Genomic DNA, 22,336 nt, shown 5'->3' on the forward strand with positions numbered 1-22,336 from the left:
TTGTGAACGTGCCGATGCTCTTGCACGTGCATTTGGCAGTGCAGACGCACGGCACTCCCCTCGAGTGACTCCGAAGGAGAACCACGGCATGACCCCGTACAACGGCATCAACGCGACCGACCTGACCGAGGCCGCCTGGCAGAAGGCCAAGCGCAGCAACTCCCAGGGCGCCTGTGTCGAGATGGCCCGCCTGAAAGACGGCTCGATCGCAGTCCGCAACTCCCGTTTCCCGTCCGGCCCGGCCCTGGTCTACACCCAGGAGGAGATCGACTGCCTCATCCTGGGCGCCAAGGACGGGGACTTCGACAACCTGTTGAGCTGACCGGGAGACCGCACCCGCTTCCCACCGGGACACGGGCGGGGGGTCGCACCCGAGGGGTGGGACCCCCCGCGCACGCGTGGGCCCCGGCCGGAGCCTGCTCCCCGAGGCCCTCCCCGCGTGCCGGGAGGCGGTGAGGGACCCTCTCGCGGGGCGTCCGGCCATGCGGCCGGAAGAGACCACGGCCGCGGGGGAGGACGGCGCGGAACGCCGAAGGACCCCGTCGGGGGACGGGGTCCTTCGGCTGCCGGCATCCGGCGGGCTCAGGCCCGGTCGGCCGGCTCCTCACCCGGCTCGGCGTCCGGACCGGAGAAGTCCTCGAGGATGGAGCGGAGCATCTCCAGGCTCTCGTCGGGGGTGGCCGCGGAGACGCTCAGCCGGGTCATCGCCTTGGTGTAGGCCTCGACCACGGCCGGGCGGTCGTTCAGCTCCCCGTCGTGCAGCTGCTCCAGGTACACCATGTCGGCGAGCTCGTAGTCGGAGTAGCGCAGCAGCGTGAAGGAGCCAGCCTCGGCCGCGTGCGCGCCCACCGAGAAGGGGATGATCTGGATGGTGATGTTGTCCTTCTCCGTGCTGAGCCGGATCAGGTGCTCGATCTGGCGGCGCATCACGCCCAGGCCCTTGGTGGTCACACCGATGGGGCGGCGGACCGCCGCCTCGTCGAGGATCACCCACATGCGCATCTTGGCGTCGGTCTCGACGCGCTTCTGTCTCTTCAGCCGTGCCGCCAGCCGCTGCTCGGCGACCGTGTCGGCCGCGTCGACGCCGCTGAAGATGATCTCCCTGGCGTACTCCTCCGTCTGGAGCAGACCCGGGATGAACTGCGACTCGTAGATGCGGATCTGGTCGGCCGCCTCCTCGAAGCCGATGTAATGGGTCAGCCACTTGTGGAGGGACTCGCCGTACTCCTTCCACCATCCGGGCTTGTTGGATTCCTTCGCGACTTCGAGCATTTCCTTGATCGTGCGGCGGTCGGTGCCGTACAACTTCAGGAGGTCCTCGATATCGCGCAGCTTGAAACCGACCCGGCCGAGTTCCATGCGGCTGATCTTCGACGCCGAAGCGCGAATCCGCGCGCCCGCGTCCTCCCGGCTGATACCACGCTGTTCGCGTCGGCTGCGCAGTTCGTGGCCGAGCAGCATGCGACGCACGGTGGGGCCACTCCCCTTGCGCAATCGAGCGATATCCACGTTCGCCGCCTCCCTGTCATTCCCGCACAGGGCGTCCGCCTGCGCGGGACGCCCGTGTACACGATATAGCCGATGTGATCGCGGTACCGGGGTCGGCCGCCTCCGGTCCCCGCCACTCCGCGGATCCGCGCCCGCATGGGCGGTGGTCAGGACGCCGTCCCGGCACCGCCGGTTCACACGAATTGCGCCCAAACGAACTTTCCTCCGGGGGGAGTGGGAATCACACCCCACTCTCGCGCGAAGGCGCTCACCAAGGCAAGTCCCCGACCACCCTCCATGGTCGGGTCGGACCTCCTTCTGCGCGGCAGCCGATCTCCTCCGTCGCGCACCGCGCAGATGAATTCGTGTCCGCTTCTCATGAGGGAGAGTTGAATACCGCCCCCGCCCGGCCCCCTCGAGACCAGCGGTCCGCCGTGGCGGACCGCATTGGTGACCAATTCCGAAACGACCACGGCGACATCCGGGGACAAGTGGTCCATCCCCCATTCCCGGAGCAGGGCCTCGGAAATCTCCCGTGCGGCCGACACGGAGTGGGCTCGTGGGGCGAAGGTCCACGTGACGGCGTCGTGCCGGTCCCCGCACAGAGGGGTGTTCCAGCGCCGGGAGCCGTGGGTGAGGACTCTGAGCCACCACCCCCCTGCGGGCTCCATGACCGTCCCCGCACACTCCATGCCTTCCACTCCTCCCAGAACCGGTCGGGCGCGTGCTGCTGCACGGATCGAATGCACGTGCATCTTGGTCTTGCAACACATCGTAGGCCACCGGGGGGCGGTGTGCAGGAAAACCGGGGGACGCGGTGGCGCACTTCTTTTCGCGAGTGGCGGGAGCCCAGGTGGCACCGGGTGCACCCGGTCGGGGGAAGGTCCGGATAACACCCCCCGCCCACTTACCGACCGGTAGGAATGTCGGTAGGATTCTCCCGCGCCCACCGTGTGAATTCTGGAGGTAACCCATGTCCGCAACGCCTCGAGTGGCCATTGTGACCGGAGCGGCCCGTGGTATCGGTGCCGCCACGGCCGAGCGCCTGGCGGCCGAGGGCCGGGCCGTCGCCGTCCTGGACCTGAAGGAGTCCGACGCCCAGGAGGTCGTGGACCGCATCACCGCCGCCGGCGGCAGCGCCCTGGCCATCGGCTGCGACGTCGCCGACGAGGAGCAGGTCAACGCGGCCGTCGACACCGTCGCCGAACGCCTGGGCGCCCCCTCGATCCTGGTGAACAACGCCGGCGTGCTGCGCGACAACCTGCTGTTCAAGATGTCCGCCTCGGACTGGGACACCGTCATGAACGTCCACCTGCGCGGCTCCTTCCTCATGAGCCGGGCGGCCCAGGCGCACATGACCGCCCAGAACTGGGGCCGGATCGTCAACCTGTCCAGTTCCTCCGCCCTGGGCAACCGGGGCCAGGCCAACTACTCCGCCGCCAAGGCCGGGCTCCAGGGCTTCACCAAGACCCTGGCGATCGAGCTGGGCAAGTTCGGCGTCACCGTCAACGCGGTCGCCCCGGGCTTCATCGAGACCGCGATGACCCGCGCCACCGCCGAGCGCATCGGCGTCTCCTACGACGACATGAAGAAGTTCAAGGAGGCCGAGATCCCGGTCCGCCGGGTGGGCCTGCCCGAGGACATCGCCAACGCGGTGGCCTTCTTCACCGCCGAGGACTCCGGGTTCGTGTCCGGCCAGGTGCTGTACGTGGCCGGCGGCCCGCTGGACTAGGGTCTGTTTTTCGAGTGCCGTCCTGTTCCGCGGGGGTGTGTGAGGCGCCGGCGGGGTTCTGCAGGCCCGGAGAGGATGTCCGAGGAACGAGGACGTTCCCGTAGGGCCGAGGGTTCCCGCCTTCCACAGGCGCCGAACGTGGACCGAAGCGGAGCGAAGGTTCGAAAAAACACGGCCTGGCCCGCCGTTCTCGACGGACGGCCTGCGGCCCCGGGCTCCCCGCCCGCGGCCGTGGGTCTCCCGCGGGCCTAGTGGCTCAGGGAGCCCGGCGGGTCACCGCCCGGCGGGTCCTCCAGGGTGGCGGCGACCTCGACGGCCAGCGCCTCGACCAGGGCGATGCCCGTGTCGTAGCCCCGGTTGCCCTCGGACATGACCGCGATCAGGTACTGGCGCTGGGTCCCTGCCACGTAGCCGACGCTGTTGACCAACCAGCGGCCGTGGTCGGCGTCCCGGGGCGTCCAGCCGTTCTTCAGGCCCACCACGTCCTGCGGCCCGGCCACCGCCGACACGCCCCAGGCCTGCTCCGGGGCGACCGACTCCATCAGGCCGCGGATGTAGGCGCGCTCGTCGCCGGTGAGCGGCCCCTCGTCGGTGTACAGGGCGCGCAGCAGCCGGATCTGGTCGGCCGGTGTGGTGACGGTGCCGCCCCACACCCCGTGCGGGTGCGGCTCGGTCCCGGTGAACCCGAGCCGGGCGACCCCCTCGGCGAAGCCCGGGTTGTAGCCGATCCGCGAGTAGAGGCCGTTGGTGACGTCGTTGTCGCTGTAGCGGATCATGGCCTCGGCCCGGTCCCGCTCGGCCGCGGTCAGGTCACGGCCCTCCTCGCGGGCGCACAGCACCAGCAGGGTGAGGATCGTCAGCTTGGACAGGCTGCCGGTGGCGAAGCCCTCCTGGGAGCCGTGGCTGAACGTCGCGCCGGTGCGCAGGTCCTGCACGGCGATCCCGGCCCGGGCTCCGCTGTCGTCGATGATCCCCGCCACGCGGGCGGCCAGGTCGTCGTGCTGGCGCTGGGTGAGCACGGGTCCTCCCGCCGCGGGGGCGGTCACGGGGGCGAAGGGGACCGGCGGCAGGGCGCTCGCGGACCCCATGGCCCGCGCCGTCGCGGGGGCGGCCTCGGGCAGGGTGCCGGAGGAGACGGGCGGGGACACGGCCAGGAGGACGACGAGGGCCGTCACCAGGAGGGTGCACAGGCCGCGGGGAATTCGGGGGATGTCGGCGGGGAAGCGCCGGGGCACACGATCACCGGTTCGTGGACGGGTTGCTCAGTGGCTGGAATGGGTCCATTATCCCGTCCGAATCCCATGATCCCAGAGGCCGATGCAGAATCGGTACGGACGCGGAACGGCCGTGGTACTGCGTTTCCTCGGTGGGGCGCGAGCGTCAGGAGCGGTCGTCCTCGTCGATCCCGCGGGCCACCAGGGCCTCCCCGGTCGCCTCCGCCATCCGGAACAGCTGCACGATGAGCGGGGTCACCAGCAGGTACGGGCGCCCCGTCAGGCCCCGGGCGCGGTACCCCTCCACGGCGGCGCGCCAGGCGGCGGCGACCATGGGGATGGAGCGGATCGTCAGCGCCAGGACCAGGGCGACCCGTTCGGGCGCCACCCCGAACCGGGCCAGCGGCCGGGCCAGCCGTTCGAACAGGTCGAGCATCTCGCGGACCCGGGTGGTGAGGGTGACCGCGTTGGCCAGCAGCACCAGCCCCAGCAGCTGTGAGCACAGCCGCACCGCCGTCAGGGGCTCCCCGAAGACCGCCTGGAAGAGCCCGATCACCAGCAGGAACGGCCACAGCCCCCGCAGGATCGCCAGGACCCGGGCGAACGGCAGTCCCGCCGCGGGGTACAGCAGGACCGCCGCGGCCAGCAGCCCCACCGACACCCGCGGGTCCGCCAGGACGATGACGACGACGCAGACGGCGAGCAGTCCGCCGAGCTTGGCTCCCGCACCCAGCCGGTACAGCGGGCCCTCGCCGGGGATGTAGAGGCCGAGTGTGTTCACCGGTGGTCCATGAGCTCGACGTAGTGGTCGACGGCGTCCGCGGGGGGTCCGTCGTACGCGATCCGGCCCTCGTCGACCACGAGCACCCGGTCGAAGGAGGACAGCAGCTCCAGGTCGTGGGTGAACAGCACGACCTGCTGCTCCAGGGTGTCGAGCACCCGGTGGACCATGCGGGTGTTGCGCAGGTCGAGCAGGGTGGTGGGCTCGTCGCAGACGAGGATCTCCGGCTCGGTGGCCAGCACCGAGGCCAGGGCCAGCAGCTGCTTCTGGCCGCCGGAGAGCAGGTGGCCGGGGTGGTCGCGGTGTCCGGCCAGGCCGTAGCGCTCCAGCAGGGCGTCGACCCGCCGGGCCGTCTCCTCGCGCCCCAGCCTGCGGGAGCGCAGTCCGATCTCCACGTCCTCGGCGACCGTGGGCATGATGATCTGGTTGGCGGCGTCGGAGAAGACGAACCCGACCCGGCGGCGGATGTGCTTGGCGTGGCGCCGGGTGTCCCACTCCCCCAGCGTCACACGGCCGGTGTCGGGGACGACGAGGCCGTTGAGGGTGCGGGCGAGCGTGGACTTGCCCGATCCGTTCGCCCCGATCACGCCGATGCGGTGCTCGGCGAGGTCCAGGGTGATGTCGCGCAGCACCGGCCGCGCCTCGTAGGAGTGGGAGACACCCTCCAGGCGGAGCATCAGGCGCTCTCGCCCGGGGCCGCGGCGTCCTCCTCGATCACCGGGCGGCCGGCGGGCGGGATCGGGTAGGCGCGGTAGACGGCGGTGGCGATCAGCGCGGTGACCACGGCCTTGGCCAGGTCGCCGGGCAGGTACACGGCCATGGCGGTGAACAGGCCGAGCAGGCCGTCGCCCATGGCCAGGCCCATCCAGGGGACGCCGACGGCGTAGACGACGAGGATGCCGCCGAGGATGTTGACGGCCAGGCCCGCCCAGAAGCGGTAGCGGCCGTCGCGGGCCAGCAGGTCGGTGAGCAGGCCGATGACCAGGGCCGCGGGGATCCAGCTGACGATGAACCCGGCGGAGGGTCCGGCGAGCACGCCCAGGCCGCCCGTGCCGCCCGCGAACAGCGGCAGTCCGGCCAGGCCCAGGGCGAGGAAGACGGCGACCGCGAGCGTGCCGCGCTTCCACCCCAGCAGGGCGGGGGCGAGCATGACCCCCAGGGTCTGGAGGGTGATCGGCACCGGGGACAGCGGCACGGTGATCTGGCCGGAGATGCTGAGCACGGCGATGAACGCGGCGAACACGGCGATGAGCGCCAGGTCGCGCGCGGTGAGGCCGCGGTAGCGGATGCCGGCGGTCCGGGTCGTGGGCATGCGTTTCCCCTCGGAAGGCGAACAGGAGTGGAACAGCACCCATTGTCCGTTATCGGAGGTCGCCGGTGGGATGGCGGGGGTGCACAGAACCTCACCGGCCGGAGTTGTCGACCTCCGACTGAGACCCGAGTCACAGTGCGGCCGCCCGGGGTGCGATGCGCGGGGGTGGCGGGCGCCCTGCCGAACCGCGGACGCGGGTGTCGTGGGCGATCGGTAGGCTCCGAGCCGCCCGCCCCCCACCGCCGCCCCGGCGGCGCTCCCCGGAAGGCCCTCCCATGGAACCCACCTACGCCGACCTGTCCGCCGATCCGGCACGCCTGTCCAACGCCACCGTGAAGTACGAGGACGGCCGGTTCGGCGGCGACCACCTGAAGCTGGACGCGGGGGGCGCGGTCAGGTTCGACTTCGGGCTGGACGCAGGCGGGCGGATCGCGGAGGCGATCCTGACGGTGACCGCCCTGGTCTCCAGGAACGGGCCCGCCTCCGGGTACGCCCCCATGACGGTCCTCGTCAACGGTGAGCCGGTGGCGTCCCGGATGACCGTCCCCGGGGGCGGCGACCTGCCGCAGGACTGCGTGTTCGCCGTCCCCGGCGCACTGCTGCGGCCGGGCCGAAACCGGGTCACCGTGCGCAGCGGCGCCGACGCCCGCACCCTGCTGTGGCTGTACCGGATCACGTTCGACCCGGTCCACGAGCGGGGCCTGTCGGCGCGGGCGATGGGCGCGGCCGCCGACGAGCGGTCGGTGCTGCGCTACGCCACCCGCGTGCTGGTCGAGGACCCGCGGGGCGGGCGGCACCGCTGGGAGGACGCCGGGCCGCTGCTGGTCCACGTCGACCACGGAGAGCGGGCCCCGATCGCCCAGCTCTCCTGGCGGCGCGCGGACGGGTCCGAGGCCTCGGTGTCGTTCCAGTCGGCGCTGGAGGAGTTCCACGGCTTCCACCGGGCCGCGGACGGCCGCGTGGTCGAGTACCGCGGCCGCCTGCGGGACCGCTGCACCTACCCGGAGGGCACCGGGGAGGCGGTCGTGCACCGTTTCCGGACCGAGGACGGCTGGGGCGGCGGCTGGCACGCCTCCGGCGGGCTGCGGTTGGCCGTGGACGACGGCGGCGCCCCGCTGGAGCGGGTGACCTGGCGCGACCAGCGGGAGAACTCCGGCTCCGTGGCGTTCGCGGAGAAGGCCGCCGGCTTCCTCGGCTACTACCAGCGGGCCGGAGAGGGGCCCATCGGCTTCCGGGGTACGGCGGCCACCGTGGAATGAGCGCGGCGCGCCCCCGGGGTCCCCGGGGGCGGGGCCGGGGTCAGGGGCGGTCGCAGGTGCGGCGGATGCGGTTGATGGGGACCGGCAGGACGCAGACCGGGACCGGGATCTCCAGGCGGTGGCCGGTGTCGGCGGGGACCCCGGTGTCGGGGTCGATGCGCAGCGAGCGCAGCTCGTCGCCGTTCTGGGCGGCGACGACCAGGTGGTCGGGCTCGTCGCGGTGGCCGCGGATGACCGCGAAGTGGCGGGGCCAGTCGCCCACCGGGGTGTCGGCCAGGTGCTCCAGGCGGGCGCCCCCGTCGCGGACCGCGAAGGTGGAGACGGCGTTCGCCCCCCGGTTGGAGACGTACACCCGCCCCTCGTAGGTGGTGGTCATCGACAGGGCGTCGCCGTCGGCGATGTCCCGGCCCTCGACCTTGAGGCGGTGCAGGGCGATCTCCGCGGGGAAGTTGGCGTCGTGCGGGCCGCCGAGGGAGGGGACCGAGCCCAGGTGCTCCCCGGTGCCGCGGCGCGGGTTCCAGCGGACGACGTGGACCCGGGAGTCGAGCTCCCCGGCGACGTAGACGTGGTCGCCGTTGACGGCCATGTGGCGGGGACCGGTGCCGGCGGGCAGCTTCACGGTGCCGAACAGGCCCTCATCCGGGTGTGCGGGCTCCTCGTCCTCCACCGGCACGGCGTACTGGTACACGCGCAGCTCGTCGGTGCCCAGGTCGGCGGTGAGCAGGTAGCGCAGGCGGCGCTCGTGGGAGTTCAGGACCACGGCGGTGCTGTGCGCGTGCGGGCCCTCCTGGCGGTCGGCGACCGGGCCGTGCCCGCGGTGGGCGAGCTCACGGTGGGACGGGGCCGGGGTCCCGTCGGGGCCGGTGGGCACGAAGGCGACCACGCCGTCCGCGTAGTTGGCGACCGCGACCTGTTCGGGGCCCAGGTACCGCACGTGGCAGGGCGATCCGCCGCCGGTGGGGACCTCGCCGAGTTCGCTGAGGTCGGCGTTCCCGTCGACGCGGAAGGCCGTGAGGGTGCCCTTGGCCCGCTCGTTGACCGCGTAGACCGTGGGGGGCTCGGGACGGTAGGCGAGGAACGAGGGCCCCGGTGTCTCCGCGGCGACGCCCTGGTCGAAGAGCTCACCGGTCGCCGGGTCGAAGCCGACCCGGTGGACGCCCCGGCCCCGGCCGGGCGGGTCGGAGTCCTGGGTGTAGGTGCCCACGAGCAGGAGTCGTCGTCCGCTTACCCAGTCGCCCACCGGGACCTCGTTTCCGTGTATGCCTGCGTATCCCGTGGTCTGAACCACCGCCGCATGCTATCGCCCCGTGCTCCCGGGCGGAAAGGAGCGGCCGGGCCCAGGACGTGCACCGGCGCTCCTCCCCGTAGCAGATCTGTTACAGTTCCTCACCAAAGGACCAAGAAAGCAACAAAGGCCACTTGCATCCCACCCGTCCCCATCCTCGCTCCGGCGGGACCTGCCGAGGGGACGGGCGGCCTCGGACCCGCCGCGCGGTAACGGCGCCGGGCCGCCGAGGTACCCGGTGCACGGCCGACCCCACCCCGGCAGCGCTGGGCGCACCCTGCCCCGGGCGCTCACGCGCCGTGGCTCCCCGCTCACCCGAACCTTGGACTCCTCTTGACTCTTCGCCGCGTATCCGAAGTACCGCTCCCCGACCGGGAGACCATCGACCTGGTCCGCCGCTCGTGCGTCGACGTTCCCGAGGGCTCGGCCCGGCTGGCCAGGAGCTTCTACGACAACCTCTTCGAGATGGTCCCCGCCGTGCGGGACATGTTCTCGAACGACCTCAGGCCCCAGCAGCAGCGCATGGCCGACGCCCTGCTCTCCGTGGTGCGCCACCTCGACGAGCCGGACGAGATCGCGCGCTACCTACGGGACCTGGGCAGGCAGCACCACCGCGAGCTCGGTGTGCTCCCCGAGCACTACCCCTATGTCGGACGGGCCCTGGTCCGCGCCGTCAGCGAGGTCTCACCCACCTGGTCCTCCTCGATGAGCTCGGCCTGGGTGCTGGTCTACCAGTGGATCACCGCCAACATGCTCGCCGGCGCGGAGGAGGCCGCCGCACCGTCGCCGCGCCGCGCCCCGGCGCACGCCCCGGCGCGCGCCCCGGCGCACGCCCCGGCGCACACGGCGGCGCACGCCGCGGGCCGCACCCGCTGACGGGCCCGCGCCCGGCACCTCCCGAACGCACGCACACCGTGGAAAGCCCCGTCTCATGACACAGACCAGCCACAACCCCGTGACCGGTACCGAGGGAGAACGGTACGTCCAGCAGGTCATGGGGACGACCGACCGCGCGGCGCGCTTCTACCGCGACCAGATGCTGGACCGCCTCAACCCGGAGATGCGGGCCTTCATCGCCCGCCAGGAGATGCTCTTCATCGCCACCGCCGACGAGCGGGGCGAGTGCGACTCCAGCTTCCGGGCCGGGCCGCCCGGGTTCGTCCACGTCATCGACGAGCGCACCCTGGCCTTCCCCGAGTACCGCGGCAACGGGGTGTTCGCCAGCGCGGGGAACGTCTCGCAGAACCCGCACATCGGGCTGATGTTCCTCGACTTCCAGCGCGACCGGATCGGCCTGCACGTGAACGGGCGGGTGAAGATCATGGAGGACGACCGCCTGCGGGCGCACGTCCGGGACCTGCCCCTGCCCGAGGTCCCGGGGCAGCGGGCGCAGATGTGGATGCTGGTGCACGTCGAGGAGGCCTACATCCACTGCCGCAAGCACATCCCCCACCTGCGCAAGGTCGGACCGGAGGAGGACTGGGGCACCGACGACGCCCTGCGCAAGGGCGGGGACTTCTTCGGGGCCAAGCAGGACAACGAGGCCCGGAACCGCGGGGACTTCCTCGGAGCCTGAGCCCCGCCGTCTCCCGGGGAGCGCGACGCGCTCCCCGGGAGACGCCCCAGGCTGTGTTTTTTCGAACCTCCGCTCCGCTCCGGTCCGCGTTCGGCGCCTTTGGAAGGCGGGAACCTTCGGCCCCACGGGAACGCCCTCGTTCCCCGGACGTCCCCTCCGGGCCTGCCGAACCCCGCCGGCGCCTCACACCCCCCCGCGGAACAGGACGGCACTCAAAAAACAGACCCTAGACGGCCTTGACCGCCTCGACGGCCTTCATGATCCGCTTGTCGGACACCGGGTAGGCGGTGCGGATCGCACCCTGCGCGAACAGGCTGACCCGGTACTCCTCCAGCATCCAGCGCAGTTCCACGACGTCCGGGTCGGCGGCCCGCCCCGGCCTGAGCCCTCCGGTGGCCCTGGCCACCGCCTGGCGCATCTGCTCGACCCTGGACATCTCGACCTGGTCGCGGCGCGGGTTCTCCGGCAGCTTCTCCAGCCGGTACTCGATGCCGCGCAGGTAGCGGTGCAGGTCGTCGAGCCGCCCCACGCCGGTGGCGGTGATGAACCCGTCGCCGACCAGCGAGCCCAGCTGGCCCTGCACGTCGTTGAGCGAGGGCAGCACCGCCAGGGACGTGGTGCCCTTGACCTTCTTGGTGACCTTGCGCCACAGCGCCAGGACCCGGGCCGCCCGGGGCAGGACCTCGGCGACGGTGTCCCCCAGGTCGGCGCGGACGCGCTCGGCCAGGGCGGCGAAGTCCTCCGCGTTCCACACCGGTCCGCCCTCGCGGGCGAGCAGGTGGTCGACGGCGGCCGCCTCGGCGTCGGCGAGGAGCTTCCTGACGGACCCGTACGGGCTGTCGGCCAGGGCCAGCTTGTCGGGGTTGTCGAGCCCCTTGCTGACGACGGCCGCCGGGGAGGGCAGGTTGAGCAGCAGGAGCCTGCGGGTGCCCAGCCGCATGGCGGCACGCTGCTCGGCCTCGGTGTCGAAGATGCGCACGGCGACGCTGTCGCCCTCGTCGACCAGCGCCGGGTACCCCTTGACCTTGGGGCCCAGCGCCTTGCGCTCCAGGGTGCGCTCCAGCGGCCCGAAGTCCCAGGCGGTCAGCCCCTTCTTCTCCACGCCCTTGGCCTCGGCGGAGATGGCCTCGCGCAGGCGCGGCTTGAGCTTGGCCCGGAGCCGCTCCAGGTCCTTGTCCTCGGCCAGGGCCCGCTGCCGGTCGTCCACCGCGCGGAAGGTGATGCGCAGGTGGTCGGGCACCCGGGTCAGGTCGAAGGCGTCGGCCGGGATCCGCTCCCCCGACATGCGGGTCAGCTCGGCGGCCAGTGCGGCGGTGAGCGCCCCCTCGTAGGGGGTGAGCCCGCCCAGGGCGCGGTCGGCGTTGTCGGGCACGGGGACGAAGTTGCGGCGCAGCGGCTTGGGCAGGGACCGGATGAGCGCGGTGACCAGCTCGGCGCGCAGCCCCGGGATCTGCCAGTCGAAGCCGTCCGCCTCCACCTGGTTGAGGACCTTGAGCGGGATGTGCGCGGTGACGCCGTCGGAGTCGCTGCCCGGCTCGAACTGGTAGGTGAGCGGGAAGACCAGGGCCCCCTGCCGCCAGGTGTCGGGGTAGTCGTCCTCGCTGACGGTGTCGACCCCGTCGTTGATGAGGTCGTCGCGGGTGAAGTCCAGGAGCTCCGGCTGCTCGTGCCGGGCCTTCTTCCACCAGGCGTCGAAGTGGGCGGCCGAGACGACGTCCGCGGGGACGCGCGCGTCGTAGAACCGGAACAGGGTCTCGTCGTCGACGACGATGTCGCGGCGGCGGGCCCGGTGCTCCAGGTCCTCGACCTCCTCCAGCAGGGCGCGGTTGGCGCGGAAGAAGTGGTGCCGGGTCTCCCAGTCGCCCTCCACCAGGGCGCGGCGGATGAACAGCTCCCGGGACATCTCCGGGTCGATCTTCCCGTAGGACACCTTGCGCTGCACGACGATGGGCACCCCGTAGAGGGTGACCCGCTCGTAGGCCATGACGGCGCCGCGCCTGCGCTCCCAGTGGGGTTCGCTGTAGCTGCGCTTGACGATGTCCCCGGCCAGCTCCTCGGCCCACTCCGGCTCGATGCGGGCGACCATGCGCCCCCACAGCTTGGAGGTCTCGACCAGCTCGCCGGCCATGACGAAGCGGGGCTGCTTCTTGAACAGCGCCGAGCCGGGGAAGATCGCGAACCGGGCGCCGCGGCCGCCGAGGTACTCGTGCTTCTCGGGGTCCTTGAGGCCGACGTGCGACAGCAGCCCGGACAGCAGGGACATGTGGACGGCGCGCGGGTCGGCGGCCTCAGGGCGCAGCGGCGGCACCTCGACGTCCATCTGCCGCAGCACCTGCTTGAGCTGGCCGTGGATGTCCTGCCACTCGCGCACGCGCAGGTAGTTGAGGAACTCGTCGCGGCACATGCGGCGGAACTGGTTGCCCGACAGCTCCTTCTGCCTGTCGCGCAGGTGGTTCCACAGGTTCAGGTAGGCGAGGAAGTCCGATTCCTTGTCGGTGAACCGGGCGTGCATCTGCTGGGCCTGCTGCTGCTTGTCCGCGGGGCGCTCGCGCGGGTCCTGGATGGACAGCGCGGAGGTGATGACCAGGACCTCGGCCAGGCAGTCGCGCTTCTCGGCCTCCAGGACCATGCGGCCCAGGCGCGGGTCGACGGGCAGCTGGGCCAGGCGGCGGCCCAGCGGGGTGAGGCGGCGCTTGGCCCCGGAGGGGTCGGGGTACAGGGCGCCCAGCTCGGTGAGGAGGTTGACGCCGTCCTTGATCTGGCGGTGGTCGGGGCCGTCCACGAACGGGAAGGCGGCGACGTCGCCCAGCCCCAGGGCGGCCATCTGGAGGATGACCGAGGCGAGGTTGGTGCGCAGGATCTCGGGGTCGGTGTACTCCGGGCGGGACAGGAAGTCCTCTTCGGAGTACAGCCGGATGCAGATGCCCTCGGAGACGCGGCCGCAGCGGCCCTTGCGCTGGTTGGCGGAGGCCTGGGAGACCGCCTCGATGGGCAGGCGCTGCACCTTGGTGCGGTGGGAGTAGCGGGAGATGCGCGCGGTGCCCGGGTCGATGACGTACTTGATGCCGGGGACCGTCAGGGAGGTCTCGGCGACGTTGGTGGCCAGGACGACGCGGCGGCCGGAGTGGGAGGTCCACACCCGTTTCTGCTCGGCGACCGAGAGCCGGGCGTACAGGGGCAGGATCTCGGTGTTGCGGAGTCTTCGCTTCTCCAGGGCCTCGGCGGTGTCGCGGATCTCGCGCTCGCCGCTGAGGAAGACCAGCACGTCGCCGGGCTCCTCGTGGGAGAGCTCGTCGACGGCGTCGAGGATGGCCTGGGTCTGGTCCCGGTCGGTACCGCCCGCCCGTCGCCCGCCACCGCCCTCAACGGACGCCTCCGGCGCGGTACCCCCCTCCGGGTTCTTCTCCTCCGGGTCGAGGATGTCCTCGGAGATGGGCCGGTAGCGGACCTCGACCGGGTAGGTGCGGCCGGACACCTCGACGATGGGGGCGTCGTCGAAGTGGCGCGAGAACCGCTCGGGGTCGATGGTCGCCGAGGTGATGACGACCTTCAGGTCGGGGCGCTTGGGCAGCAGCTGCTTGAGGTAGCCCAGCAGGAAGTCGATGTTGAGGCTGCGCTCGTGGGCCTCGTCGATGATGAGCGTGTCGTAGGCGCGCAGCATCCGGTCGTGCTGGATCTCGGCCAGCAGGATGCCGTCGGTCATCAGCTTGACGAGGGTGTCCTCGCCGGAGGTGTCGGTGAAGCGCACCTTGTAGCCGACGGTGGAGCCCAGCGGGGTGCCGATCTCGTCGGCGATGCGCTCGGCGACGGTGCGGGCGGCCAGCCGGCGGGGCTGGGTGTGCCCGATGGTGCCCATGACGCCGCGGCCCAGCTCCAGGCAGATCTTGGGCAGCTGGGTGGTCTTGCCCGACCCGGTCTCCCCGGCGACGATGACGACCTGGTTGTCGCGGATGGCCTCGGCGATGTCGTCGCGGCGCGCGCTGACCGGCAGCGCCTCGGGGTAGGTCAGCTCGGGGACGGCCTCGCGGCGCAGGTCCACGCGCAGCCGGGCCTCGTCGACGTCCTTGGCGATCTGCGCCAGGACGGAGGCGCGGCGGCGCTCGTCGCGCATCTTGGCGAGGCCGTCGATGCGGCGGCGCAGCCGGTGCCGGTCCACGGGCATGAGGTCGCGGAGCCGGGAGCGGAGATGGTCCGCGGTGGGTACGGGCGTGGTGGTGCTCATCAATAGTCAAGGGTAGGAGGAGCGGCAACCGGTTTTCCCGGGGGCCGCACGGGAACGGGCGCGGGCGGGGGGTTGGTGGCCCTCCGGCTCAACGCCGGGGCGGCCTCCTTTGTTCCGCTCCGCACCGGGGGCGGCCGCGGTCCGGACCGGGGCCGCCCCCGGGGGCACGCCCTAGCATGGGGGAATGCCCCACGACACACGTACCGTGCTGTTGGCCTCGGCCACCGCTCTGCTGGACGGCGGCGGAGTCGAGGCGGTGACACTCCGCGAGGTGGGCCGCCTGAGCGGGGTGTCCCACATGGCCCCCTACAAACACTTCCAGGACAAGGAGTCGCTGCTGGCGGTGATCGCCGCCCGGGAGCTGGAGCGGCTGGCCGCCATGGTCCACCGCGCCGCCGACGCCCCGCACGGCCCCGGCGGAGCGCTCCGGTCCGTCCTGCACGCCTACGTCTCGTGGGCACTGGAGCACCCGGTGCGGTTCCGGCTGATCTACGGCGGGCCGTGGACCTGTCCCCGGCCCGAGCTGGAGAGGGCGGCCGAGCGGATGTCCGAGGTGATGGCGGACATCGTGCGCCGGTGCCAGAACAGCGGCGAGATACCCGAACGCGACCCCCAGCGGTGCACCTGCCTGCTGCTGGCGGCGGTGCACGGGGCCGTCCAGCTGCAGCTGGCCGGACACCTCACCGCCGGAACCGACCCCGACGCCGTCGTCGACGACCTGCTGGACCTGCTGCGCTCCACCCGCTAGGGAGCGCATCGGCCCGTTCACCCTGTCAGAATCCGGCCCCCGTCGGGAACACCGTGAACGTTCCCGGCGGGGGCCCTCGCGTCCATCATCGAAGCATGAACACGCTCTCAGGCCTGGCCCCCTTCGTCGCCCGCGTCGCGGACGTGGACCTGGAACCCGAACCCCTGGACCCGGCCCGGGTCGTCTCCGGCGCCCCGGTCGTCTCCTCCCGCACCCTGTGGGAGTCGGCCGACGGCTCCCAGAGCCGCGGCGTCTGGCAGATCACCCCGGGCACGGTCACCGACACCGAGGCCGACGAGGTGTTCGTCGTGCTGAGCGGGCGCGCCACCGTGGAGGTGGAGGGCGGCCCGGTGCTGGAGGTCGGCCCGGGCGACGTGTGCCTGCTGCGCGCGGGCGACCGGACCCGCTGGACGGTCCACGAGACGCTGCGCAAGGTCTACCACGTCACGGAGGGGTGACCCGGGCCCGCCGCCGGTGCCGGCGGCGGGCCCGGCCGGTCACAGCCCCCGGGCGAGGAGCCATTCGTGGAAGAGGGCGCCGACCACGTCGACGTGCCCCTCCAGCATGGTGAAGTGGTCGCCGGGGACGCGCAGCACCTCGTGCCCGACCGTCCAGGTGAACGGGGCGAGCTCCCGGCCGTCGCGGTCGACGGTGGCCTGTTCGGGGCGTACCTGGAGCACCGGGGTGGACACCGGGGCGGGCCGCCAGTCGCGGAACAGGCCCAGGTAGGCGCCCATGGCGGTGAGGCGGACCCCGTCCATGATGCCGATCATCTCGGCGCGTTCCACCACGCCGGTCTCGATGGTGGGCAGTCCCGACACGTCCAGGTCGGCGGGGTCCGGGGTGTCCATCAGCGCCGTGAGGACCGGGGCCCGGGCGGCCCCCCGCCGCTGGAGGTCCTCCAGGCGGCGCAGGACCTCGTGCGCCACCCAGCCGCCGGAGGAGCGGCTCACCAGGACGTAGGGGTCCTCCCCGGCACAGGCGGTGACCGCGTCGGCCAGGACCTCGGCCACGGCGTCGATGTCGGCCGGGAGGGGCTCGCCGTCACCGAACCCGGGCTGGGCGATGACGTCGACCCTGCGGTGGCCGCGGATGCGTCCGGCGAACCGGGCGAACTCCTGGACCCCGGAGACCATGAGGATCGAGGGCAGGCAGATGAGCCGGGTCGCCTCGCCCTCCCGGGAGAGCCGGACCGGAACGCGGGGCGGGCCCGCGTCGGCGGTCCCGGTGAAGGTGGGGCGCATCCGGGAGGCCGACCACAGCAGGTCGAGCCCGTCCGCGATGCGCCGGCGGCGGCAGGCGTCCACGAACAGTTCGACCAGGCCGTCGGAGGCGGGCGCCGGGAGCGCCTCCGCCCCGCCGTCCCCCTCCCCGGGGGCCGTCTCGGCGGCCAGGTGGGCGGCCAGCGCCCGCGGGGTGGGATGGGCGAAGGCCAGTCCGGCGGGCAGCCGCAGCCCGGTGGCCGCGGCGAGCCGGTTGCGCAGCTCGACGGCGGTGAGCGAGTCGAACCCCATCTCCAGGAAGGGGTCGTCGGCGCCGATCTCGGCGGTGCCGGTGTGGCCGAGCACCTCGGCGGTGGCGGACAGCACGTGGGCCAGCGCGGCCTCCGGGCGCCGGTCTGCGGGGGTGCGGGCCAGGGCGGCGCGCAGGTCGTCGGCGGCGGGACCGGAGGTGCCGACCCGGCGGCGCGGCGGTCGCACCAGCCCGGAGAGCATGGTGGAGACCGTGCCGGTGCGGACGGCACGGGCCCGGGCGCCGGCCAGGTCCAGCGGGACCGGCAGCAGGTGGGGGCGGCCGGTGGCCAGGGCGTCGTCGAACAGGTCCAGGCCGTGTTCGGTGGCCATCGGCCCGGCCAGGCCGAGCCGGGCGTAGCGGCCGATGTCGCTCTCGTCGAGGCGGGCGGTGCCGCCGCCGCGCCGGGCCCACATGCCCCAGGACAGGGACACCGCGTGCAGCCCCCGGGCGCGCCGGTGGTGGGCGAGCATGTCGGTGTAGGCGTTGGCGGCGCTGTAGTGGGCCTGCCCGGGGCTGCCCAGGGTGCCCGCGGCCGAGGAGAACAGCACGAACGCCGCCGCTTCGGGGACCAGGTCGTGCAGGTGGCGCACGGCGTCGACCTTGGGGCGCAGCACCCGGTCGACGGCCTCGGGGGTGATGGCGGTGAACAGGGCGTCGTCCAGGTCGGCGGCGACGTGCACGACCCCGGTCACCCGGCGCCCGGCCAGGAGGGCGGCCAGCCCGTCCCGGTCGGCGGTGTCGCAGGCGGCCAGGGAGACGCGGGCGCCGCGGGCGGTCAGGTCGGCCTCGAGTTCGGCGGCGCCCTTGGCGTCGGGTCCGCTGCGGCTGGCCAGGAGCAGGTCGCGCACGCCGTGGCGGTCCACCAGGTGGCGGGCGACCTCCCCGCCCAGGGTGCCGGTGGCTCCGGTGACCAGGACGGTGCCGTCCCCGAAGGAGACGGGCGCGCCGGCGCGCTCGGTGCGGACCAGGCGCGGCGACAGGGCGGTGCCCGCCCGGATCGCGGTCTGTTCTCCGCCGCCGGTCAGCGCGGCGACCAGCACGGGGGCGCAGCGGCCGGGGTCGTCGGTGTCCACCACGGCGAACCGGCCGGGGTGCTCCTGGGCGGCGGCGCGCACCAGCCCCCACAGGGGGGCGTGGACGAGGTCGGGGACGTCCTCGTCGGTCGAGGCGGCGACCGCCCGGTGGGTGAGGACGACCTGGCGGGCGTCCCCGGTGCGGGGGTCGGCGAGGAGCCGCTGCATGGTGGCGACGGTGTCCTTGACGGCGGCGCGCACGTCGGCCGGGCCGGGGGCGACCGGGGCGATCAGGCGGGGCAGCAGGACGTGGTCGGGGAGGGGTGCCCCGGCGTCGAGGACGGCGAACAGGGCGTCGGTGTGGGGATGGGCGCGGACGGTGTGCCCGGCGGCGGTGAGCGCCGAGGCGGTGTCGAGGAGGTCCTCACCGACCACGGCCCACACCTGGTGCCCCGGGGCGGCCGGGGCCGCGGCGGGCGCCCACGCGATGTGGAACAGGTCGTCGGCGGGGGCCTGCGGGGCGGGTGCGGCCGCGGCGGTGCGCAGGACGAGGGAGTCGACGGTGGCGACGGGGGCTCCGTCGGCGTCGGCGAGCGTCATCGCCACCTCGTCGGTGCCGGTGGGCCGTACGTGGACGCGCAGGCGGGTGGCCCCGGTGGCGTGCAGGGTGACGCCGGTCCAGGTGAAGGGCAGGAGCACCCGGTCGCGGGGCATCCAGGGGGCGCAGCCGACGGCGTGCTGGGCGGCGTCGGCGAGGGCGGGGTGCAGCCCGAACCGGGCGGCGTCGGCGTGCTGGGCGGCGGGCAGCGCGATCTCGGCCCAGACTTCGTCGCCGCGTGTCCAGGCGGCGGTCAGGCCTCGGAAGGCGGGCCCGTACGAGTAGCCGACGGCCTCCAGGCCGGAGTAGAGGTCGCCGGTGTCGACGGGGACGGCGTCGGCGGGCGGCCACGCCGCGAGGTCGCGGGGCGGGGCGGCGGGTTCGGGGGCCAGGACGCCGGTGGCGTGCCGGGTCCAGGGGCGTTCGCCGAGGTCGGGGGCGCCGGGGTCGCCCGCGGGGCGGGCGTGCACGGTCAGGGCGCGGTGTCCTCGGGCGTCGGCGGCCTCGACCACGGCCTGGATCTGGACACCGCCCCTGTCGGGCAGGACCAGGGGGGACTGGACGATGAGTTCCGCGACGTGGGGCACGCCGAGCCGGTCCCCGGCGGTGAGGGCCAGGTCGAGGAAGGCGGTGCCGGGCAGCAGCGCGGTGTCGCCGGCGGCGTGGTCCGCCAGCCAGGGGTGGGAGCCCCGGGAGAGGCGGCCGGTGAACAGGACGCCTCCGGTGTCGGCGAGGGGCAGCGCGGCGCCGAGCAGCGGGTGCTCCTCGGTCTCCAGCCCGGCGGAGGCGACGTCGCTCCGGCCGGTGTCGGCGGTGAGCCACAGGCGCCGCCGCTGGAAGGCGTAGGTGGGCAGGTCGACGAGGCGGGTGCCGGAGCCGAACACCGTGGACCAGTCGGGCGCGGCGCCGTGCGCGAACGCCTCGGCCAGGGCCGTGCGCAGGCGTTCGGTGTCGCCCTGGCCGCGCCGCAGGGTGGCTATGGCGGCGGCGCCCGCGCCGGACTCGGTGACCGTCTCGGTGACCGGGACGGTGAGCACGGGGTGGGCGCTGACCTCGATGAACCGGGTGTGGCCCGCGGCCAGGAGGGCTTCGGTGGTCTTCTGGAAGAGCACCGGTCCGCTGATCCCCGCGTACCAGTGGGCGGCGTCGGCGGGCCGGTCCAGGAGGCCGCCGGTGACCGGGGTGTACAGGGGGAGGTCGGGTGCGGAGGGGGCCAGGTGCGCCAGGCCGGCGAGGAGTTCGTCGCGGACCGCCCGGGCATGGGGGGTGTGGGAGATGAGGGAGTCGGCGAACAGGCGGGCGTGCACGCCCCGGGCGGCGCACTCCTCCAGGAGCCGGCCGACCGCGGCGCGTCCGCCGCCGACGACGGTGCTGCCGGGGCTGTTGACCACGGCGGTGTGCAGGTCGCCGATGTCGGCCAGGAGCGGTTCGAGCTCGGCGGCGCCCCGGGAGACCACGGCCATGGCGACGTCGCCGGTGAGCCTGCCCAGTACCCGGCTGCGCACGGCGATGACCTCGGCGGACTGTTCGAGGGTGAGGGCGCCGGCGATGTGCGCGGCGGCGACCTCGCCCTGGGAGTGGCCGACGACGGCGTCGGGGTGGACGCCGTGGGAGCGCCACAGCGCGGTGAGGGCGATCATGACCGCCCACAGCAGCTGGGGGACGATGTCGGCCCGGTCGGGCGAGGGTGCGCCGGGGCGGCCCAGGAGGACGTCGGTGAGCCGCCAGTCGTTGTGGGGTGCCAGGGCGCGTTCGCAGTCGGCGATGCGCGCGGCGAACACCGGCGACTCGGCGATCAGGGCGCGGGCCATGCCCTCCCACTGCGAGCCCTGCCCGGGGTAGACGAACACGGTCCGGCCCTCCCGGGCGCGGCCGCGCGCGATCCCGGGTTCGCGGACGGCGCCGGCGGCGAGGGCGTCCAGGCGGGCCAGCAGGGTGTCACGGTCGGCGCCGACGACGGCCGCGCGGTGGGCGAGCGGGGTGCGGGCCCCGGCCAGGGTGGCGCCGACGTCGGCCGGGTCGAGGCCGGGGTCGGCGGCGACCCGTTCGCGCAGGCGCCGGACCTGGTCTGCGAGGGCGTCGGGGGTGTGCCCGGACAGCACCCACGGGACGGGGACGGGGGCGCCGCCCGGGGTGAGGACGGCGCGCTCCCGGGCGGGGGCCGGCTCGGGTTCGGGGGCCTGTTCGAGGATGACGTGGACGTTGGTGCCGCTGGCGCCGAACGCGGAGACCCCGGCGCGGCGCGCCCGCCCGGTGGCGGGCCAGGGGCGGGCCTCGGTGAGCGGCGCCACCCCGCCCGACGCCCAGTCCACGTGCGGGGTGGGCTCGGACACGTGCAGGGTGGGCGGCAGGACGCCGCGGCGCAGCGCCTGGACGGTCTTGATGACGCCCGCCACCCCGGCGGCGGCGCCGGTGTGGCCGACGTTGGACTTGAGCGAGCCCAGCCACAGGGGCTCGCCGACGCGGCCGCGGCCGTAGACCGCGATGAGCGCGCCGGCCTCGATGGGGTCGCCCAGGCGGGTGCCGGTGCCGTGGGCCTCGACGGCGTCGACGTCGGCGGCGGTGAGGCGGGCGTCGGCCAGGGCCGCGCGGATGACCCGTTCCTGGGCGGGGCCGCTGGGCGCGGTGAGCCCGCTGGAGGCGCCGTCCTGGTTGAGGGCGGCGCCGCGCAGGAGTGCCAGGACGCGGCGGCCGTTGCGGCGGGCGTCGGAGAGGCGTTCGAGGACGATCATGCCCGCCGCCTCGCCCCAGCCGGTGCCGTCGGCGTCGGCGGAGAACGCCTTGCAGCGGCCGTCCGGGGCCAGGACACCGTGTCCGCCGAAGGACACCCAGGGGGACACGTCGGTGTAGACGCCCACACCGCCGGCCAGGGCGAGGGAGGACTCTCCGGCGCGCAGGGAGCGCACGGCGAGGGAGATGGCGGTGAGGGAGGAGGAGCAGGCGGTGTCGACGGTGACGGCGGGCCCCTCCAGGCCCAGGGTGTAGGAGAGCCGGCCCGCGGCGACGGCCGGCATGGCACCCAGCATCCGGTAGCCGACGAGTTCGGGCGGCGATTCCTGGACGGGCGGCCCGTAGGTCTGCCCGACGGTTCCCACGAACACCCCGGCCGGGGTGGCGCGCAGGGAGCCGGGGACGATCCCGGCGTGTTCGAGGGCCTCCCAGGCCGTCTCCAGGACCAGCCGGTGCTGGGGGTCCATGGCCAGTGCCTCGCGGGGGTTGATCCCGAAGAACGCCGGGTCGAAGTCCCCCGCGTCGGCGAGGAAGGAGGCGGAGCGCACGGGGGACGCCCCCGGCGTGTCCGGGTCCGGCGACAGCAGCCGGTCCAGGTCCCAGCCCCGGTCCTCGGGGAAGGGGCCGAGGGTCTCGCGCCCCTCGGCGACCAGGTCCCACAGGCCCTCGGGGTCGGCGATGCCGGGGAAGCGGCAGCCGATGCCGACGATCGCGATCGGCTCGTGGTCGCGGTCCTCCAGCTCCTCCACCCGCGATCTGGCCTGGCGGAGGTCGACGGCCATCTTCTTGACCAGCTCGCGAAACTTGTCCTCGTTCGTCATGCGCGTCATACGTGTGCTCTCACAACCATGGTCGTCGGGCGT

Annotated in this window: 16 protein-coding genes; 7 read left to right on the forward strand and 9 right to left on the reverse strand. The window is 73.6% G+C overall.

Going from position 1 to position 22,336, the window contains the following annotated elements:
• Positions 1-88 precede the first annotated feature (88 nt).
• Positions 89-322 (forward strand): DUF397 domain-containing protein, encoded by a 234-nt coding sequence (locus tag ACSUPR_RS09465; RefSeq protein ID WP_436890778.1) that lies wholly within the window; start codon positions 89-91, stop codon positions 320-322.
• Between the two features lie 260 nt (positions 323-582).
• Here ACSUPR_RS09465 and ACSUPR_RS09470 read toward each other — a convergent pair whose 3' ends face one another.
• Together ACSUPR_RS09470 and ACSUPR_RS09475 are read right to left on the reverse strand one after the other, a co-directional pair.
• Positions 583-1,461: a helix-turn-helix domain-containing protein gene (locus tag ACSUPR_RS09470; RefSeq protein ID WP_436890779.1), complete on the reverse strand. Its 879-nt coding sequence runs from the start codon at positions 1,459-1,461 to the stop codon at positions 583-585.
• Between the two features lie 221 nt (positions 1,462-1,682).
• Positions 1,683-2,180 (reverse strand): ATP-binding protein, encoded by a 498-nt coding sequence (locus ACSUPR_RS09475; RefSeq protein WP_436891935.1) that lies wholly within the window; start codon positions 2,178-2,180, stop codon positions 1,683-1,685.
• Positions 2,181-2,479: 299 nt separating this feature from the next.
• On the opposite strand from ACSUPR_RS09475, the gene ACSUPR_RS09480 reads away from it, so the two are divergent.
• Positions 2,480-3,220 (forward strand): SDR family oxidoreductase, encoded by a 741-nt coding sequence (locus ACSUPR_RS09480; protein WP_436890780.1) that lies wholly within the window; start codon positions 2,480-2,482, stop codon positions 3,218-3,220.
• Positions 3,221-3,468: 248 nt separating this feature from the next.
• Here the strand turns inward: ACSUPR_RS09480 and ACSUPR_RS09485 are convergent, their stop codons facing one another.
• The 4 genes from ACSUPR_RS09485 to ACSUPR_RS09500 all read right to left on the reverse strand — a co-directional run bounded on the left by ACSUPR_RS09485 (position 3,469) and on the right by ACSUPR_RS09500 (position 6,527).
• Positions 3,469-4,395 carry a serine hydrolase gene (locus ACSUPR_RS09485; RefSeq protein WP_436890781.1) on the reverse strand — a complete coding sequence of 309 codons (927 nt, stop codon included), beginning with the start codon at positions 4,393-4,395 and terminating at the stop codon, positions 3,469-3,471.
• A 205-nt stretch (positions 4,396-4,600) separates the two neighbouring features.
• Positions 4,601-5,215, reverse strand: coding sequence for an energy-coupling factor transporter transmembrane component T family protein (locus ACSUPR_RS09490; RefSeq protein WP_436890782.1), 615 nt, complete (start codon positions 5,213-5,215; stop codon positions 4,601-4,603).
• Positions 5,212-5,892: an energy-coupling factor ABC transporter ATP-binding protein gene (locus tag ACSUPR_RS09495; RefSeq protein ID WP_436890783.1), complete on the reverse strand. Its 681-nt coding sequence runs from the start codon at positions 5,890-5,892 to the stop codon at positions 5,212-5,214. The genes ACSUPR_RS09490 and ACSUPR_RS09495 overlap by 4 nt, the downstream gene beginning before the upstream one ends.
• On the reverse strand, positions 5,892-6,527 hold the full coding sequence (locus ACSUPR_RS09500; protein WP_436890784.1) for a biotin transporter BioY: 636 nt from the start codon (positions 6,525-6,527) through the stop codon (positions 5,892-5,894). The genes ACSUPR_RS09495 and ACSUPR_RS09500 overlap by 1 nt, the downstream gene beginning before the upstream one ends.
• Before the next feature lie 275 nt (positions 6,528-6,802).
• Between ACSUPR_RS09500 and ACSUPR_RS09505 the strand changes: the two genes are divergently transcribed.
• On the forward strand, positions 6,803-7,786 hold the full coding sequence (locus ACSUPR_RS09505) for a hypothetical protein (RefSeq protein ID WP_436890785.1): 984 nt from the start codon (positions 6,803-6,805) through the stop codon (positions 7,784-7,786).
• 40 nt (positions 7,787-7,826) lie between these two features.
• On the opposite strand, the gene ACSUPR_RS09510 is transcribed toward ACSUPR_RS09505, so the two are convergent.
• Positions 7,827-9,026: a lactonase family protein gene (locus ACSUPR_RS09510; RefSeq protein ID WP_436890786.1), complete on the reverse strand. Its 1,200-nt coding sequence runs from the start codon at positions 9,024-9,026 to the stop codon at positions 7,827-7,829.
• A gap of 378 nt (positions 9,027-9,404) precedes the next feature.
• Between ACSUPR_RS09510 and ACSUPR_RS09515 the strand changes: the two genes are divergently transcribed.
• Both ACSUPR_RS09515 and ACSUPR_RS09520 read left to right on the forward strand, forming a co-directional pair.
• Positions 9,405-9,947: a globin domain-containing protein gene (locus tag ACSUPR_RS09515; protein WP_436890787.1), complete on the forward strand. Its 543-nt coding sequence runs from the start codon at positions 9,405-9,407 to the stop codon at positions 9,945-9,947.
• 55 nt (positions 9,948-10,002) lie between these two features.
• Positions 10,003-10,647, forward strand: a complete 645-nt coding sequence (locus ACSUPR_RS09520; protein WP_436890788.1) for a pyridoxamine 5'-phosphate oxidase family protein — start codon at positions 10,003-10,005, stop codon at positions 10,645-10,647.
• A gap of 226 nt (positions 10,648-10,873) precedes the next feature.
• On the opposite strand, the gene hrpA is transcribed toward ACSUPR_RS09520, so the two are convergent.
• Entirely contained in the window at positions 10,874-14,869 is a 3,996-nt protein-coding gene (hrpA, locus tag ACSUPR_RS09525; protein ID WP_436890789.1) for an ATP-dependent RNA helicase HrpA, read from the reverse strand.
• 184 nt (positions 14,870-15,053) lie between these two features.
• Between hrpA and ACSUPR_RS09530 the strand changes: the two genes are divergently transcribed.
• Positions 15,054-15,617: a TetR/AcrR family transcriptional regulator gene (locus ACSUPR_RS09530; RefSeq protein WP_436890790.1), complete on the forward strand. Its 564-nt coding sequence runs from the start codon at positions 15,054-15,056 to the stop codon at positions 15,615-15,617.
• 95 nt (positions 15,618-15,712) lie between these two features.
• Positions 15,713-16,075, forward strand: coding sequence for a cupin domain-containing protein (locus ACSUPR_RS09535; protein ID WP_436890791.1), 363 nt, complete (start codon positions 15,713-15,715; stop codon positions 16,073-16,075).
• A 39-nt stretch (positions 16,076-16,114) separates the two neighbouring features.
• On the opposite strand, the gene ACSUPR_RS09540 is transcribed toward ACSUPR_RS09535, so the two are convergent.
• Positions 16,115-22,303 (reverse strand): type I polyketide synthase, encoded by a 6,189-nt coding sequence (locus ACSUPR_RS09540; protein WP_436890792.1) that lies wholly within the window; start codon positions 22,301-22,303, stop codon positions 16,115-16,117.
• Positions 22,304-22,336 lie beyond the last annotated feature (33 nt).

The sequence above is a fragment of the Nocardiopsis dassonvillei genome, assembly GCF_964273065.1.
Taxonomy (GTDB): domain Bacteria; phylum Actinomycetota; class Actinomycetes; order Streptosporangiales; family Streptosporangiaceae; genus Nocardiopsis; species Nocardiopsis dassonvillei_B.